The following is a 14,047-nucleotide window of genomic DNA, read 5'->3' on the forward strand; positions in this document are numbered from 1 at the left end:
GGTCATTTCCTGGACAGCTCGACCCGGTCGCCGCCGGCGGTGGTGAGGGTCAGGTCCCGGCCGTCGGTCCGGGTGGTCAGCGGGCCCGCGGTGAGGGTGCGGGCGAGCGCGCGCTCGAAGGTCATGCGGGTGTTGTCGCAGGCCATGCGGGTGGTGCGGGCGTTGCTCAGCCGGATCCGGTCGTCCGTCGCCGTCGCCGTGGCGCTGAACTGGTTGCAGCCGAAGCCGCCGGCGGCCCTGCCGTCGTCGATCCGCAGGTGGGCGTGGGCGTGGGACGGGGCGCGCCGGGTGGTTCCGTCCACGGTCACGCTGTCGACGGTCCACTCGATCCCGGTCACCGGTGGCCGGGCCCCCACGGAGACTCCGGCCTTCTCTCCGCCGCAGGCCACCGCGAGCGGGACGAGCACGGCGGCGGCCGTCATGGTCAGGGTCCTGTGCTGCGTGCGCTGCTTGTACCCGTACATGCCGGTTCGACGGAACACTCCGGTCTATCGGTTCCCTCAGCCCATCAGGGGCAGCAGGCCTCCGATGTCCGCACGCTCCCCGCTGGCGCTGACCTTGGCGTCCGCGAGCGCCTCCCGCCAGCCCACCCGGCCGGTGGCCAGCCGGATCCAGGTGAGCGGATCGGTCTCGACGACGTTCGGCGGGGTGCCCCGGGTGTGCCGGCGTCCTTCGACGCACTGCACCACGGCGTACGGCGGCACCCGCACCTCGGTGGAGCCGCCTGGCGCCTTGACCGCCAGCGCGTCGGCGAGCAGCCGGGTGCAGGCGGCCAGGGCCTGCCGGTCGCAGGGGATGGCTGATCCCGGGATCGCCGCGTTGAGGTCGTCCGTGTGGACGACCAGTTCCACGGTCCGGGTGACCAGGTAGTCGTCCAGGGACATCGCGCCGGCGCTGGTGGCCAGCAGCCGGGTGCCGGGGTGGGCGGCGAGGAGGGCGCGCAGGCCCTCGTCGGCGTCGGCGAGGTAGGCGTCGAGGTCGCGGTGGCCGTCGGCGAGCCGCCGGGTGAAGTCGGAGATCGCCGAGGAGTCGGCGGCGGTCCGGAAGGGCCAGTCGAGGAGGACCGCGTCCGCGGTGGCCGGCTCGGGCTCGTCCAGAGCCCGCTGGACGGCGGTGACGGCCACGCCGACGTGGACGACGAGGTCCCGTACGGTCCACTCGCCGAGGCGGGTGGGGAGCGCGAGCTGCTCGGGGGTGAGGGTGCGGACGGCGGCCCGCACGTGCGCGAGCTGGGCGAAGACCGCGGTGCGGGTCCTGGCCGGGTCGTACGTCCTGGGGCGTTTCCTGGCAGGCGGCATGGCGGTGAGCGTATGCCCTGGGTCCGACGGCCGGGTCTCTGTCAGTCTGGGTTGACAGAGCCTGCCCGTCAACCCAGACTGACAGACATGGAAGCGCAAGAGCTCTCGGAGCGCCTGAGGTCGCACGACCCCGCGGTGGGACTGCGGGCGGTGGGTGCCCTGCACCGACTGGCCGAGCAGGTCGAGGCCGCGGCGGTCGTACGCGCCCGTGAACAGGGCTGGTCCTGGGAGCAGATCGGAGACGCCCTCGGCGTCTCCCGGCAGTCCGTCCACGCCAAGTACGGGAAGTGAGACGATCATGTTCGAACAGTTCGCGGCAGAGGCCCGGGCGACGGTCGCGGCGGCGCTCGAGGAGACCACGCTGCGCGGCGACCGCCGCATAGGTACCGAGCACCTCCTGCTGGGAGTGCTGCACGACCCCGGCGCGGTCCGGGCCCTCGGCACCGGTCTGGAGACCGCCCGCGCCGCCCTCGACGCCCTGGACCGGACCGCGCTGGCCGTGGTCGGCGTCGACGTCCGGGGGATCGAGCGCGCGCCGGTCCCCGCGTCCCGCAAGCGGACCCCCCTCACGTCGGGCGCCCGCGCCGTCCTCCCCCGCGCCCTGGCCGAGACCAGGAAGGCCCGCAGCCGCCGCATCACCCCGGAACACCTGCTGCTGGCCCTGCTCGACTGCGAGCGGCCCGATCCCGCGGCGGACCTCCTGACCGAACTCGGCGTCGACCGCCCCGCGGTCCGCGCCCGCCTGGAGCACCCGGGCCGCTGAGCCGAGCCGGCGGTCAGGGGACGAGGTCGGAAGCCGGGGTGATCACCCAGTGGTTGCTGTGGATGACCCGGTCGGCGAAATCGACGTCGGTCTCGCCGAGGAGGCGGAAGCCGAGGGACCGGCAGATGCCGTTCGAGGGGCCGTTCGCCGTCGCCGGGAAGGCGTGGATGTCGCCCCAGCGGTCCTCGTCCCGGGCCTGTTCGAGGAGAGCGCGGGCGGCGAGCTTGCCGAGCCCGCGGCCCTGGAACTCGGGCAGCACCATCCACCCGATCTCCGAGAACGGCTTCCCGCCCTCGTCGTGCGTCCAGACGCAGACATGGCCCGCGACGACCTCGGGGACGCCCGGATCAGGGACGATCATCTTGATCCACCCGATGTCGGAGGCCGCCGTCTCGGCATCCCGGCGCACCTTGTCCCGCATCCCGCCCTCGGGCAACGGCCCGCCGAGGTCCCTCATCATCACGGGGTCGCAGCGCATCCGGACATAGGCGTCCACGTCGTCCTCGGTGACATTTCGCAAGCGCATGCCATCAGCATGGGGTGTCCGCCCTCCGGTCCGAAAGGCTCCGAGCGTCACCTGGGGCGTCCGGACGCGATCACTCACGAGTGTGACCGGCACGGATTCCCGTCCCGCGCGGCCCCGGCGTCCGGCGACACCCGCCTTCGCCCGGATCCGACGAGGCCGCGAAGGCCCCGCCCGGAACAAGCGTCCGGGCGGGGCCTTCGCCGTCGTGGCACCGACTACGCGAGCAGCGCCTCGATCGTGCCCTCGTGCGCCTCGCGCAGTTCGGACAGGGTGAGGCTGAACTCGCCCTGGATCTCCACCGAGTCCCCGTCCACGACACCGATGCGCGTCACCGGCAGGCCACGCGCGCCGCACATGTCGTTGAAGCGGACCTCCTCGGAGCGCGGCACGGCCACGACCGCGCGGCCCGCCGACTCGGAGAGCAGGAACGTGAACGCGTCGAGTCCGTCCGGTACGACCAGACGCGCGCCCTTCCCGCCGAGCAGCGCCGACTCCACGACCGCCTGGATCAGGCCGCCGTCGGACAGGTCGTGCGCCGAGTCGATCATGCCGTCGCGGGAGGCGGAGATGAGGATCTCGGCCAGCAGGCGCTCGCGCTCCAGGTCGACCTTCGGGGGCAGGCCGCCGAGGTGGTCGTGGACGACCTGGGACCAGGCCGAGCCGCCGAACTCCTCGCGGGTGTCACCGAGGAGGTAGAGCAGCTGGCCCTCCTCCTGGAAGGCGACCGGCGTGCGCCGGGCGACGTCGTCGATGACACCGAGGACGGCCACCACCGGGGTCGGGTGGATGGCCGCCTCGCCCGTCTGGTTGTAGAGCGAGACGTTGCCGCCGGTCACCGGGGTGCCCAGCTGCCGGCAGGCGTCGGCCAGACCGCGCACCGCCTCGGCGAACTGCCACATCACCGCCGGGTCCTCGGGCGAGCCGAAGTTCAGGCAGTCGGAGACGGCGAGGGGCTTGGCGCCGGTCGTGGCCACGTTCCGGTAGGCCTCGGACAGGGCCAGCTGCGCGCCCGTGTACGGGTCCAGCTTGGCGTAGCGGCCGTTGCCGTCCGTCGCGATGGCGACCCCGAGGCCGGTCTCCTCGTCCACGCGGATCATGCCGGAGTCCTCCGGCTGGGCGAGGACGGTGTTGCCCTGCACGAAGTGGTCGTACTGCGAGGTGATCCACTTCTTGGAGGCCTGGTTGGGGGAGCCGACCAGCTTCAGGACCTGCTGCCTGAGCTCCTCGGCGGTCGCCGGGCGGGGCAGCCTGTTCGCGTCGTCCGCCTGGAGGGCGTCCTGCCAGGACGGGCGGGCGTACGGGCGCTCGTAGACCGGACCGTCGTGCGCGACCGTGCGCGGGTCGACGTCGACGATCTTCTCGCCGTGCCAGAAGATCTCCAGGCGGTCGCCGTCGGTCACCTCACCGATGACCGTCGCGATGACGTCCCACTTCTCGCAGATCTCCAGGAAGCGGTCGACCTTCGCCGGCTCGACCACCGCGCACATGCGCTCCTGCGACTCGCTCATGAGGATTTCCTCGGGCGAGAGGGTCGAGTCGCGCAGGGGTACGTCGTCGAGCGTCACCGTCATACCGCCGGAGCCGTTCGAGGCCAGCTCGGAGGTGGCGCAGGACAGGCCCGCCGCACCGAGGTCCTGGATGCCGACGACCAGCTTCTCGGCGAACGCCTCCAGCGTGCACTCGATGAGGAGCTTCTCCTGGAACGGGTCGCCGACCTGGACGGCGGGGCGCTTGGAGGGCTTCGCGTCGTCGAAGGTCTCGCTCGCCAGGATCGACGCGCCGCCGATGCCGTCGCCGCCGGTCCGGGCGCCGTACAGGATGACCTGGTTGCCCGCGCCGGAGGCCTTGGCGAGGTGGATGTCCTCGTGCCGCATCACACCGATGGCACCGGCGTTGACCAGCGGGTTGCCCTGGTAGCAGGCGTCGAAGACGACCTCGCCGCCGATGTTGGGCAGGCCCAGGCAGTTGCCGTAGCCGCCGATGCCGGCGACGACGCCGGGCAGCACGCGCTTGGTGTCGGGGTGGTCGGCGGCGCCGAAGCGCAGCGGGTCGACCACGGCCACCGGGCGCGCGCCCATCGCGATGATGTCGCGGACGATGCCGCCGACACCGGTCGCGGCGCCCTGGTAGGGCTCGACGTACGACGGGTGGTTGTGCGACTCGACCTTGAAGGTCACCGCGTAGCCCTGGCCGACGTCCACGACGCCCGCGTTCTCGCCGATGCCGACGAGCAGCGCGTCGCTCTGCGGGGCCTTCTCGCCGAACTGGCGGAGGTGGACCTTGGAGGACTTGTACGAGCAGTGCTCGGACCACATGACCGAGTACATGGCGAGTTCGGCGCCGGTCGGGCGGCGGCCGAGGATCTCCACCACCCGCTCGTACTCGTCCTTCTTCAGGCCGAGTTCGGCCCAGGGCAGCTCGACGTCGGGGGTCGCGGCCGCGTGTTCGACCGTGTCCAGAGGCGTCCGGCTCATGCGCCCACCAGCTTCTTGAGGATCGAGGTGAAGAAGGGCAGACCGTCGGTGCGGCCGCTGCCGATGAGCGGCTCGACGGCGTGCTCCGGGTGCGGCATCAGGCCCACGACGTTCCCGGCCTCGTTGGTGATGCCGGCGATGTCACGGAGCGAGCCGTTCGGATTGACGTCGAGGTACCGGAACGCGACCCGGCCCTCGGCCTCCAGCTTGTCCAGCGTGTACTCGTCGGCGACGTACCGGCCGTCCATGTTCTTCAGCGGAATATGGATCTCCTGGCCCTCGCGGTAGTCGCTGGTCCACGCGGTCCCCGCGTTCTCCACCCGCAGCCTCTGGTCGCGGCAGATGAAGTGGAGGTGGTTGTTGCCGAGCATCGCGCCGGGGAGCAGATGGGCCTCGGTGAGGACCTGGAAGCCGTTGCAGATACCGAGGACCGGAAGGCCGGCCTTCGCCTGCTCGATGACGGTCTCCATCACCGGCGAGAAACGGGAGATGGCGCCGGCGCGCAGATAGTCGCCGTACGAGAAACCGCCCGGGAGGACCACCGCGTCGACCTGGTGGAGGTCCTTGTCCTTGTGCCAGAGGGCCACCGGTTCGGCACCCGCGAGCCGGATCGCACGCTGGGTGTCCCGGTCGTCCAGACTTCCCGGGAAAGTGACGACGCCAATACGAGCGGTCACTTGGCCGCCTCCGCGACTTCATCCACCCGAACGGTGAAGTCCTCGATCACGGTGTTGGCGAGGAAGGATTCCGCAAGATCGTGGATGCGGGCGAGCGCGGCCTCGTCGACCGGCCCGTCAACTTCCAGTTCGAATCGCTTTCCCTGACGTACATCGGAGATGCCTTCGAAACCCAGGCGCGGCAGCGCACGCTGGACCGCCTGGCCCTGGGGGTCGAGGATCTCCGGCTTGAGCATGACGTCGACTACGACGCGTGCCACTGGCACTCCCGGTGTTGTGGTGCTGGCTGCTGAGCAGTTACCCGCCGAGGCTCCGACAGGCGTCTTCAGACTACCCGCACGAAATTTCTACGCGGGTAGAGTTGTAGGAAACTACGTGAGCCGCATCACGATCGGGTGACGGCGGGGGATCCGCGCGAAAAGTTCTGGGAAAGTTCCCCGGGTTCGCCCACGACATCTATTGCGCTGGAGACACGCGGCGGATTTAGTCGGGCTTCACTTTGTATTGCCAGGCACTGTACAAATGAATTGGCAATAGCCGATACTCGGCACGTCATCTCCACCATCGCGTCATCGCCGGTGAGCTGTATAGACGTGCCACACGAAGGGACCGATATTCGTGGCGCAGAAGGTCGTGGTCACTCTCTTTGACGACATCGACGGCTCGGAAGCGGCGGAAACGATCGCCTTCGGACTCGACGGCAAGTCGTACGAGATCGATCTGAATCAAGCCAACGCCAAGGAACTGCGTAAGGCCCTGGAGCCGTACGTGACGGCCGGCCGCAAGCGGTCGAAGTCGGGCAAGGCGTACAAGCAGACGGAGGTCGCCCCCGACCCGGCGGCCGTCCGCGCCTGGGCGCAGGCGAACAAGATGGACGTCCCGGCGCGGGGCCGCATCCCGAAGAAGGTCTACGAGGCGTTCAGCGCCGCGCAGTGAGGCGCGGTCCGGGCTGTCCTCAGGGACCGTCACCGACCCCCGAGGACAGCCGACTTGCGCTACCCCCCTGCTGATCAGCTAATGTCTGGAGCACGCCGAGGGGCGCGGCCGAAAGGCCAAACCCACGGAGTACACGCGGGTGTAGTTCAGTAGTAGAACATCCCCCTTCCAGGGGGAAGGCGCAGTGTGCAATTCCTGTCACCCGCTCTGCACCGCCGGTCCTGATCAAGCTTGTGGATCAGGTAGGCTGGTGCTCGCACCGATCGGTGGGAGTCGATCGGAGGCAGTGCGGACGTAGCTCAGTTGGTAGAGCGCAACCTTGCCAAGGTTGAGGTCGCGAGTTCGAGCCTCGTCGTCCGCTCCAGCTCGAAGAGGAAACCCCAGTCATGCGACTGGGGTTTTTTCGTGTCCCATGGCGCGCGCTCTGACATTTGTCATGGCGAGTGATGACACCGCGCACTGCTGCCGGGCCCGGTCCCCGGGGACGCTCGTCCCATGGAAGCCATCGAAGACACCGTCGAAGACAACGGACACGTGATGGGCGAACACGTGATTGAGGTCACAGATCTCCGGCGTTCCTACCGAGGCGGGTTCGAGGCGGTCCGCGGAATCACCTTCTCCGTCGGCCGCGGGGAGATCCTCGCGCTGCTCGGCACCAACGGCGCCGGCAAGACCTCCACCGTCGGCTGGAGGGCCTCGCACCGCCGAGCGGGGGCCGGGTGCGGGTACTGGGCCGCGATCCGTACCGGGAGCGGGCCGCCGTACGGCCGCGCACCGGCGTGATGCTCCAGGAGGGCGGCTTCCCGTCCGAGCTGACCGTCGCCGACGTACACGAGGCGGTCGTTCCACTTCTTCGCGGTGATCGAGGTGCTGGCCATCGCGCTGCCGGCGGCCGGGCAGGCCCGGGGGCCGGTGGCGGTCTGGCTGATGACGACGGTCGTCGTCCACGCGGCGCCCTGCGCGGTGACCGCCTCCCGGTCGCTGGACTGGGCGCGCGGGCGGCGGGACCGGCCGGTGCGGCTGCTGTGGGCGCTCGGTGCGGTCACCTGCGTCCTCGCCGTCACGGCGCCGGCCCTGTGCGAGCACGGCACCCCGGACCAGGACACCGGGAGCGCGGCGACCACCGTCTTCGTCGGGATCCTCGCCTTTGGAGCGGGCACGTCGGCGCTCGGCGTCCGCGACCGGCGGCGGGTGCTCGCACAGCTCGCGGGTTCCGCCCTCGGAGCGGGCGCGGTCTCCCTCCCGCTGAAGTTCCCCGCGATGTCCGCGTCGGTCACGGCGTTCGTGGTGTTCCTCGCCGGCGGTTTCCTCGCGGCCACCTCGGTCTTCTCCATCTGGCTGCTCAACGCCGTCTACGCGCTCGACGAGGCCCGCGAGACCCGCACCCGGCTCGCCGTCGCCGAGGAACGGCTGCGGTTCGGGCGGGATCTGCACGACGTCCTCGGCCGGAACCTGGCCGTCATCGCCCTCAAGAACGAGCCGGCCGTGCAACTCGCTCGGCGGGAACGGCCCGGGGCCGTCGAGCAGATGATCGAGGTGCAGCGGATAGCCCAGGAGTCGCAACGCGAGGTCCGGGACGTCGTGCGGGGCTGCCGGGATGCCGACCTGGGCGCCGAACTCTCCGGAACACAGGGGGTGTTGACTGCCGCGGGGTTCAGCTGCGAGGTCACCGGCGAGAGCGCCTGACTGCCCGCCGAGGTGCAGTCGGCCCTCGGCTGGGTGGTCCGGGAGGCGACGACCAACGTGCTGCGGCACGTGGACGCGGGACGGTGCACGGTGGGACTGCGGGTACAGGAGGGGTGCGTGGTGCTGAGGGTGGAGACCGACGGGGTGGTACGACGGGACGGCGGGGGCACCGGGCGCGGCGGGTCCGGGCTGGCGGGGCTGCGGGAGCGGCCGGCAGGGGTGGAGGGCACGTTGGAGGCGGGGCCGGCGGGGACGGACGGGTTCCGGGTGGTGGCATCGGTGCCGCCGGCCGGACGGACGGCCGACGTGCGTGTGAGCGGAGTCACCTCATGACGGCCGCGGTCCGGCTGCTGCTCGTCGACGACGAGTTTCTGATCCGGGGTGCGCTCGCCGCGCTGCTCGGCCTCGAGGACGATCTCGTCGTGGTCGCGGAGGCCGCCACCGGCCCGACGTGGCGGTCCTGGATCTGCAGATGCCGGGGGCGGACGGTGTGAAGGTCGCCACATCGCTGCGGGCCGAACTGCCCGGTTGTCAGGTGCTGATCGTGACCGGTCACGGCCGCCCCGGACATCTGAAACGGGCCCTGGCCGCCGGGGTGCGGGGGTTCGTCCCGAAGACGGTCAGCGCGCAGCGGCTCGCGGAGATCATCCGTACCGTGCACGCGGGAAACCGCTACGTCGACACCGAGTTGGCCGCCGACGCGATCTCCGCCGGGGACTCGCCGCTGACCGCGCGGGAGGCGGGGGTGCTGGAACCGGCGGCCTACGGGGCGCCGGTCGCGGAGATCGCCGAGCGGGCCGCGCTGTCGCCGGGAACCGTCCGGAACTACCTCTCCTCCGCCGCCACCAAGCTCGGTGCGGAGAACCGCCATACGGCAGTGCGTCTCGCTCGGGAGCGAGGTTGGGTATAGTTGCTCTCGCGCCACGGCGCATGCGGACGTAGCTCAGTTGGTAGAGCGCAACCTTGCCAAGGTTGAGGTCGCGAGTTCGAGCCTCGTCGTCCGCTCCACGAAGAAGGCCCCCGGTTTCCACCGGGGGCCTTTCGCGTTCACGACCAGGTGTTGCCCGTCAGGCGCTCGTACGCCTCGATGTACTTCGCCCGGGTCGCCTCGACCACCTGCTCCGGCAGCGGGGGCGGCGGCTGCTCGCTCCTGCGGTCCCAGCCGGACCCGGCCGAGGTCAGCCAGTCGCGCACGTACTGCTTGTCGAACGACGGCTGGGCGCGGCCCGGCTCCCACTCGTCGGCCGGCCAGAAGCGGGAGGAGTCCGGGGTGAGGACCTCGTCGGCGAGGACGAGGGTGTCGCCCTCGAAGCCGAACTCGAACTTGGTGTCGGCCAGGACGATGCCCCGGTCTCGGGCGATGTCCCGGGCACGTCCGTAGACCGCGAGGGTGGCCTGGCGCAGCTGGGCGGCCGTCTCGGCGCCGACCTGCCGGGCGACCTCCTCGTATGACACGTTCTCGTCGTGCTCGCCGACCTCGGCCTTGGTGGCCGGGGTGAAGATCGGGGCGGGCAGCTCGGAGCCGTCGACCAGGCCCTCGGGGAGGGCGAGCCCGCAGACCGTCCGGGACTCCTGGTACTCGGCCAGGCCCGAGCCGGTGAGATAGCCGCGGGCCACGCACTCGACCGGGAGCATCTTCAGCGACTTGCAGATCAGCGTGCGGCCCGCCCAGTCGGCGGGGGCGCCCTCGGGCAGCTCCGTGCTGAGGACGTGGTGGGGCACGAGGTCGGCGAGCCTGTCGAACCACCACAGGGAGAGCTGGGTGAGTACCCGGCCCTTGTCGGGGATCTCGGTCGGCAGCACCCAGTCGTAGGCGGACATGCGATCGCTGGCGACCATCACGAGGTCCCCGGCCGCGTTCTGGTACAGCTCGCGCACCTTGCCGGTGTGCAGATGCACCAGGCCCGGCACCTCGACGGGCTCGGGCTTTTCGACGAATCCGGACACGGTTCCTCCCCGTGGTTCTGTACAGGTGCCCCCGATTCTCCCGTATGCCGGGTTGTCCTCGGACACGGGGTCAGTCCCGTTTGCAGATGCGGTCCAGGAGGTTGGCGGTGGCGCGCTGGACGCGGGGGTCCACATGGCCGGGGCGGTCCAGCGCCGGTGACCAGGCGAAGGTGCCCGAGGCGAAGACCAGGGCGCCGGAGGGAGCCCGGTACAGGGAGGTCTCCTGGTGGCGCACGACGCCGTCACCGTCGGTGTAAGGGGAGTGGGCCAGCAGCATGCGTTCCTCGTGCTCGGGCAGCGCGGTGCGCGGGAAGTAGCGGTCGGCCTCTCCCGCCACCAGGCCCGGCAGTTCGTCGCCCTCCTGGGCGCCGGTGGCCTCCCAGAGCCAGTGGCCGGCGTTGCGCACGATCAGGGGATGCGGCTCGGGCACCCGTCCCGCGTACTGGATGCCGACCGTCTGCTGCTCGGACCGGTCGATCTCGCGCCAGAGCACGGGCCTGCCCGGCCCCTTGCGCTTCCGGCAGGTGAGCAGGCGGTCCTCGACACCGGACGGGGACGGCCCCAACTCCACCTGCCAGTACATGGTGTTGGCGGAGAGGAAGACCAGCGAGGTGCCGCTGTCCCGGGCCAGGTCGACCGTGCGGCGCATCCGCGGGGACCAGTACTCGTCGTGGCCCGGAAAGACCAGGCCCCGGTAGCGGGCCGGGTCGATGCGGCCGGCGTGCAGGTCGCGGGCGTCGGCATAGGCGAGGTCGTAGCCGTAGCGCTCGGCCCAGCGGATGAAGTCGTACGCGTGGCCGACGTGCAGGGGCAGGCCCGCGCCCGCGTACGGCCGGTCGAAGGAGACCGTGGTCGCAGCGTCGGCCTCGCCGAGCAGCCGGCCCCGTTCGTCCCAGGCGTGGTAGAGGCTGGCGCCGGTGCGGCCGTCCTCGGGGTAGAGGTTGTAGGCCTGCCAGGTGATGTCCGGCAGCAGCAGGAGCAGGTCGGCGGGGTGGTTGTCGCGGATCGTGAAGGGCACGTGCGAGCGGTAGCCGTCGGCCGTGGTGAGGACGGCGACGTACGCGCCGATGCTCCAGTACGAGGGGACCTGCAACCGCCAGGACAGCCACCAGTGGTGGCAGGAGACCGTCCGGTCGGCGGCCAGCGGCGGCGGCTGCACGATGCCGGACAGCCGCGGGCTGGTGGTGATCTTGGCGGCGCCGTCGCCGCCGTAGTGGCCGATGCGGTAGATGTCGACGCTGAATTCCTGCGGCGGGTCGACGGTGATGTGGAAGTCGACGGCATCGCCGGGGGAGACCGCGCCGGTCGAGGTGAATCCTTTGATCTGCCGGTGCACGTCGTCCGCCGAGCGGGGCCCGACGGCACTGCGTGGCGCCGGGATCCGCGGGTTCTCACCGGTGGGCTGCGGCCGGCTCGGGTCGACGTACCAGGGGACGACATGACCGGTGTCGTCGAAATAGGTCTCGCTGCCGCGCAGCCAGGGCACGGGACCCTGGCCGAAGGGGTCCGTGACGGCGTGCGCGAGTGCTCCCGACTCCCAGCGGCGGATGTGGTCCGATGCCATGGTGGCTCCCCTCCCTCGTGCCCCCGTGAAGTGCGCTGATACCAGTCGTCGTGCGGGGTGCGGTGGTGCCGTGTGCGGTGGTGCGGTGCCTCGTGGCCGAGCGTGTGCCGTTCCGGACCGTGGCGTATGTCGTATGTCGGATGCGCTTGCCAGTTCACCGAACGATCCCAGCACATCACATAACGCACGCGTACGGTCACGATTCGTTGCGAATTCGCCTTAAGTGGAAGGGTTCGCTCCGCTACAGCGTCGAAACGCCGAGGTCAGACCAGCCGTACGGGCTTCTCCGGACGTATCCCGGACTCGACCAGCCAGGCCCGCAGCGGGGCCGGGTCTCCCTCCTCGACGAGGCTGAGGACTCTGGGCGTCAGGTCGGCGGCTCGTTCGCCGTCGACCAGCAGGGACGGTCCGTCGAGCCAGTCCAGACCGGGGGCGGCTCCGGCGGTGTCCATGGCCGCGCAGCACACCATCGCCGTGACGTGGTCGGCGAGCAGCTCGCGGGCGGTGCGCGGGGGCTGGAGGGGGAAGAGGGGCAGCGCGCGGTCGTCCCACAGGGCGCTGTCGGGGCCCTGCCCGGCGGGCGCGGACGTCTCGGGGGCGGGGCTGACGGCGGCGGCTTCCTCACGGGCGAGGGCCGCGGCGAGGCCGGCGGCCAGAACGGCGCTGCACTCGGTGCCGGCGGCTTCGTCGCCGTCCTCGTCGTAGGCCGGGAGTTCCCTGGGCCGGCGGTGGGCGGCCGGGTCGGTCAGGTGGTCCAGGACCCGGGCCAGCGTGGGCCCGCCGGGGTCGGGGGCGGCGGGGTCGGGGGCGACGGGGTCGGGGGCGACGGGGTCGGGGGCGGCGCGGACGCCGAGGGAGTCCAGGACGCGGTGCAGCCGGGCCGCCTCGGTGCGCCAGGTGCGGTCGACCACCTCGTCCGGATACTCCTGCCAGGCCACCGGCGACCAGTCCGGTCCCGGCTCGGCGGGGCCGCCGTGGAAGAGGCGCGCGGCGAGCAGCGAGGCGGCCTCGTCCACCAGGCCCGGCTCCTCCAGCAGGTCGCAGGCGGGCCGCTCACCGAGCCGGGAGGCGAAGCCCTCGGCCAGCCGGTCCCGCCGGGACAGCTCGGTGAGCGCGGCGACGACTCCCGCGTCCAGCCGGGAGGGCCAGCGCCCCATCCGCCAGGCGGGCAGCGCGACCCGGGTGAGCAGGCGGTCCCAGCCCGCGTAGGCGAGGCCGACCTGTTCCTGGGCGACGATCCGCAGTCCGTAGTCCACGGCCTGTGCCCGCTCGGCGGCCGCGGCGGCGACCCCACGCTCCATCAGCGCCGCGTGCTCCCGGCAGCCCCGCAGCAGCAGCCGGGCCACCCAGCCCAGGCCCGCGCACAGGAGGCGGGTCGCCCGACATCGGCCGGTCGCCGAGGAGACGGCGACCGTCGCGTCCAGCCCGCGCACGAAGCGGCGGGCGGCGGCTATGTCCGGGTGCGCCGAGGGTCCCGTACCGGCGACGACCGGGGCGAGGACCGCACGCAGCTCGCCGACGCGCATCCACCACAGGAACGGGGAGCCGATGACGAGCACGGGTGCGGCCGGGACACGGCGGTGCGGGCCGGGGTTGCCGAGCTCGTCGCCGCCCTTGGGCGCGGGCGGGCCGTGCGCCGGATGGGTGCGGTCCTCCAGCCAGCTGTCGCAGTCGGGGGTGAGCGCTATCGCCGAGGGCACCGGGACGTCGAGGCGGTCGGCGAGGTCGCGCACCATCCGGTACAGGTCGGGAGCGGACTCCTCGGGGATCGGGACCGTCGGGCTCACGGCCGGCCGGGCACGGGCCACGACCACGGAGATACCGGCGGCGGCCAGCAGGACCAGGACGGCGATCATGCCGACGGTCCAGCGCGCCGTGTCCCAGCCCGGGCCCACGAAGTGACCGGTGGAACCGCCGGTCAGCAGGATCACCGTGGCCGCCGCGGGCAGCAGCGCCACGGCCAGGGCCCGGCCGCGGACGCGCAGCACGGCGAGGGCCCGGGTACGCGCTGCCTGCGCTCCCGCCTCCACACCGATACCGGTACTGGTCACGTCCGGACCTCACCCCCTCCCTGCTGTCCTCGGCCTGTCCTGGCTGTTGCTCACTCCCCCACTGTGGCACCCGCCGCTGACATCGCAATGCCGGTGGGCCAAGTGCCGGAACGCTTGCGCCGCAC

Annotated in this window: 12 protein-coding genes, 3 tRNA genes and 3 pseudogenes; 9 read left to right on the forward strand and 9 right to left on the reverse strand. The window is 71.7% G+C overall.

What is annotated here, in order from left to right:
• Window positions 1–2 precede the first annotated feature (2 nt).
• Window positions 3–482 (reverse strand): META domain-containing protein, encoded by a 480-nt coding sequence (locus tag ACFXI4_RS15725; RefSeq protein ID WP_384990798.1) that lies wholly within the window; start codon window positions 480–482, stop codon window positions 3–5.
• Between the two features lie 18 nt (window positions 483–500).
• On the reverse strand, window positions 501–1,298 hold the full coding sequence (locus tag ACFXI4_RS15730) for a sterol carrier family protein (protein WP_384990800.1): 798 nt from the start codon (window positions 1,296–1,298) through the stop codon (window positions 501–503).
• Between the two features lie 87 nt (window positions 1,299–1,385).
• Between ACFXI4_RS15730 and ACFXI4_RS15735 the strand changes: the two genes are divergently transcribed.
• The gene (locus tag ACFXI4_RS15735) at window positions 1,386–1,589 is read left to right on the forward strand and encodes a helix-turn-helix domain-containing protein (protein WP_181803533.1); all 204 of its coding nucleotides are present in this window, start codon (window positions 1,386–1,388) and stop codon (window positions 1,587–1,589) included.
• 7 nt (window positions 1,590–1,596) lie between these two features.
• Complete coding sequence (locus ACFXI4_RS15740) at window positions 1,597–2,061, forward strand: Clp protease N-terminal domain-containing protein (protein ID WP_384990803.1); 465 nt, start codon at window positions 1,597–1,599, stop codon at window positions 2,059–2,061.
• 13 nt (window positions 2,062–2,074) lie between these two features.
• Here ACFXI4_RS15740 and ACFXI4_RS15745 read toward each other — a convergent pair whose 3' ends face one another.
• From ACFXI4_RS15745 to purS, 4 genes are all read right to left on the reverse strand, one after another.
• On the reverse strand, window positions 2,075–2,587 hold the full coding sequence (locus tag ACFXI4_RS15745; protein WP_362716662.1) for a GNAT family N-acetyltransferase: 513 nt from the start codon (window positions 2,585–2,587) through the stop codon (window positions 2,075–2,077).
• A 215-nt stretch (window positions 2,588–2,802) separates the two neighbouring features.
• Entirely contained in the window at window positions 2,803–5,061 is a 2,259-nt protein-coding gene (purL, locus tag ACFXI4_RS15750) for a phosphoribosylformylglycinamidine synthase subunit PurL (RefSeq protein WP_384990807.1), read from the reverse strand.
• The gene (gene purQ / locus ACFXI4_RS15755) at window positions 5,058–5,738 is read right to left on the reverse strand and encodes a phosphoribosylformylglycinamidine synthase subunit PurQ (protein WP_384990809.1); all 681 of its coding nucleotides are present in this window, start codon (window positions 5,736–5,738) and stop codon (window positions 5,058–5,060) included. Before purQ ends, purL begins: the two co-directional genes overlap by 4 nt.
• The gene (gene purS, locus ACFXI4_RS15760) at window positions 5,735–5,998 is read right to left on the reverse strand and encodes a phosphoribosylformylglycinamidine synthase subunit PurS (protein WP_093501106.1); all 264 of its coding nucleotides are present in this window, start codon (window positions 5,996–5,998) and stop codon (window positions 5,735–5,737) included. The genes purQ and purS overlap by 4 nt, the downstream gene beginning before the upstream one ends.
• 358 nt (window positions 5,999–6,356) lie before the next feature.
• Between purS and ACFXI4_RS15765 the strand changes: the two genes are divergently transcribed.
• The 7 genes and pseudogenes from ACFXI4_RS15765 to ACFXI4_RS15795 all read left to right on the forward strand — a co-directional run bounded on the left by ACFXI4_RS15765 (window position 6,357) and on the right by ACFXI4_RS15795 (window position 9,368).
• Window positions 6,357–6,674, forward strand: coding sequence for an Lsr2 family protein (locus tag ACFXI4_RS15765; RefSeq protein WP_351695523.1), 318 nt, complete (start codon window positions 6,357–6,359; stop codon window positions 6,672–6,674).
• A gap of 135 nt (window positions 6,675–6,809) precedes the next feature.
• Window positions 6,810–6,881, forward strand: a tRNA-Gly gene (locus ACFXI4_RS15770).
• Between the two features lie 81 nt (window positions 6,882–6,962).
• A tRNA-Gly gene (locus ACFXI4_RS15775) sits at window positions 6,963–7,038 on the forward strand.
• A 173-nt stretch (window positions 7,039–7,211) separates the two neighbouring features.
• Window positions 7,212–7,501: pseudogene (locus tag ACFXI4_RS15780) on the forward strand (ATP-binding cassette domain-containing protein); the annotation flags it as partial.
• Window positions 7,500–8,693 (forward strand): annotated as a pseudogene (locus ACFXI4_RS15785) (sensor histidine kinase); the annotation flags it as partial. The pseudogenes ACFXI4_RS15780 and ACFXI4_RS15785, both read left to right, overlap by 2 nt.
• A pseudogene (locus ACFXI4_RS15790) lies at window positions 8,690–9,270 on the forward strand (response regulator). The pseudogenes ACFXI4_RS15785 and ACFXI4_RS15790, both read left to right, overlap by 4 nt.
• 22 nt (window positions 9,271–9,292) lie before the next feature.
• A tRNA-Gly gene (locus ACFXI4_RS15795) sits at window positions 9,293–9,368 on the forward strand.
• A gap of 39 nt (window positions 9,369–9,407) precedes the next feature.
• Here ACFXI4_RS15795 and ACFXI4_RS15800 read toward each other — a convergent pair.
• The 3 genes from ACFXI4_RS15800 to ACFXI4_RS15810 all read right to left on the reverse strand — a co-directional run bounded on the left by ACFXI4_RS15800 (window position 9,408) and on the right by ACFXI4_RS15810 (window position 13,922).
• Window positions 9,408–10,307, reverse strand: coding sequence for a phosphoribosylaminoimidazolesuccinocarboxamide synthase (locus ACFXI4_RS15800; RefSeq protein WP_384990812.1), 900 nt, complete (start codon window positions 10,305–10,307; stop codon window positions 9,408–9,410).
• 70 nt (window positions 10,308–10,377) lie between these two features.
• On the reverse strand, window positions 10,378–11,871 hold the full coding sequence (locus tag ACFXI4_RS15805) for a N,N-dimethylformamidase beta subunit family domain-containing protein (RefSeq protein ID WP_384990815.1): 1,494 nt from the start codon (window positions 11,869–11,871) through the stop codon (window positions 10,378–10,380).
• A 263-nt stretch (window positions 11,872–12,134) separates the two neighbouring features.
• A complete protein-coding gene (locus tag ACFXI4_RS15810; protein WP_384990818.1) occupies window positions 12,135–13,922 on the reverse strand; it encodes a hypothetical protein in 1,788 nt (595 codons plus the stop codon).
• Window positions 13,923–14,047 lie beyond the last annotated feature (125 nt).

It is taken from the genome of Streptomyces sp. NPDC059224 (assembly GCF_042754285.1).
In the GTDB taxonomy this organism is placed as follows: domain Bacteria; phylum Actinomycetota; class Actinomycetes; order Streptomycetales; family Streptomycetaceae; genus Streptomyces.

What these genes read in the sequence shown, in the direction of transcription:
- ACFXI4_RS15730 (WP_384990800.1), bottom strand. Translation starts at nt 1,298, where the DNA reads ATGCCGCCTGCCAGGAAACGCCCCAGGACGTACGACCCGGCCAGGACC.
- ACFXI4_RS15735 (WP_181803533.1), top strand. Translation starts at nt 1,386, where the DNA reads ATGGAAGCGCAAGAGCTCTCGGAGCGCCTGAGGTCGCACGACCCCGCG.
- ACFXI4_RS15740 (WP_384990803.1), top strand. Translation starts at nt 1,597, where the DNA reads ATGTTCGAACAGTTCGCGGCAGAGGCCCGGGCGACGGTCGCGGCGGCG.
- ACFXI4_RS15745 (WP_362716662.1), bottom strand. Translation starts at nt 2,587, where the DNA reads ATGCGCTTGCGAAATGTCACCGAGGACGACGTGGACGCCTATGTCCGG.
- purL (WP_384990807.1), bottom strand. Translation starts at nt 5,061, where the DNA reads ATGAGCCGGACGCCTCTGGACACGGTCGAACACGCGGCCGCGACCCCC.
- ACFXI4_RS15805 (WP_384990815.1), bottom strand. Translation starts at nt 11,871, where the DNA reads ATGGCATCGGACCACATCCGCCGCTGGGAGTCGGGAGCACTCGCGCAC.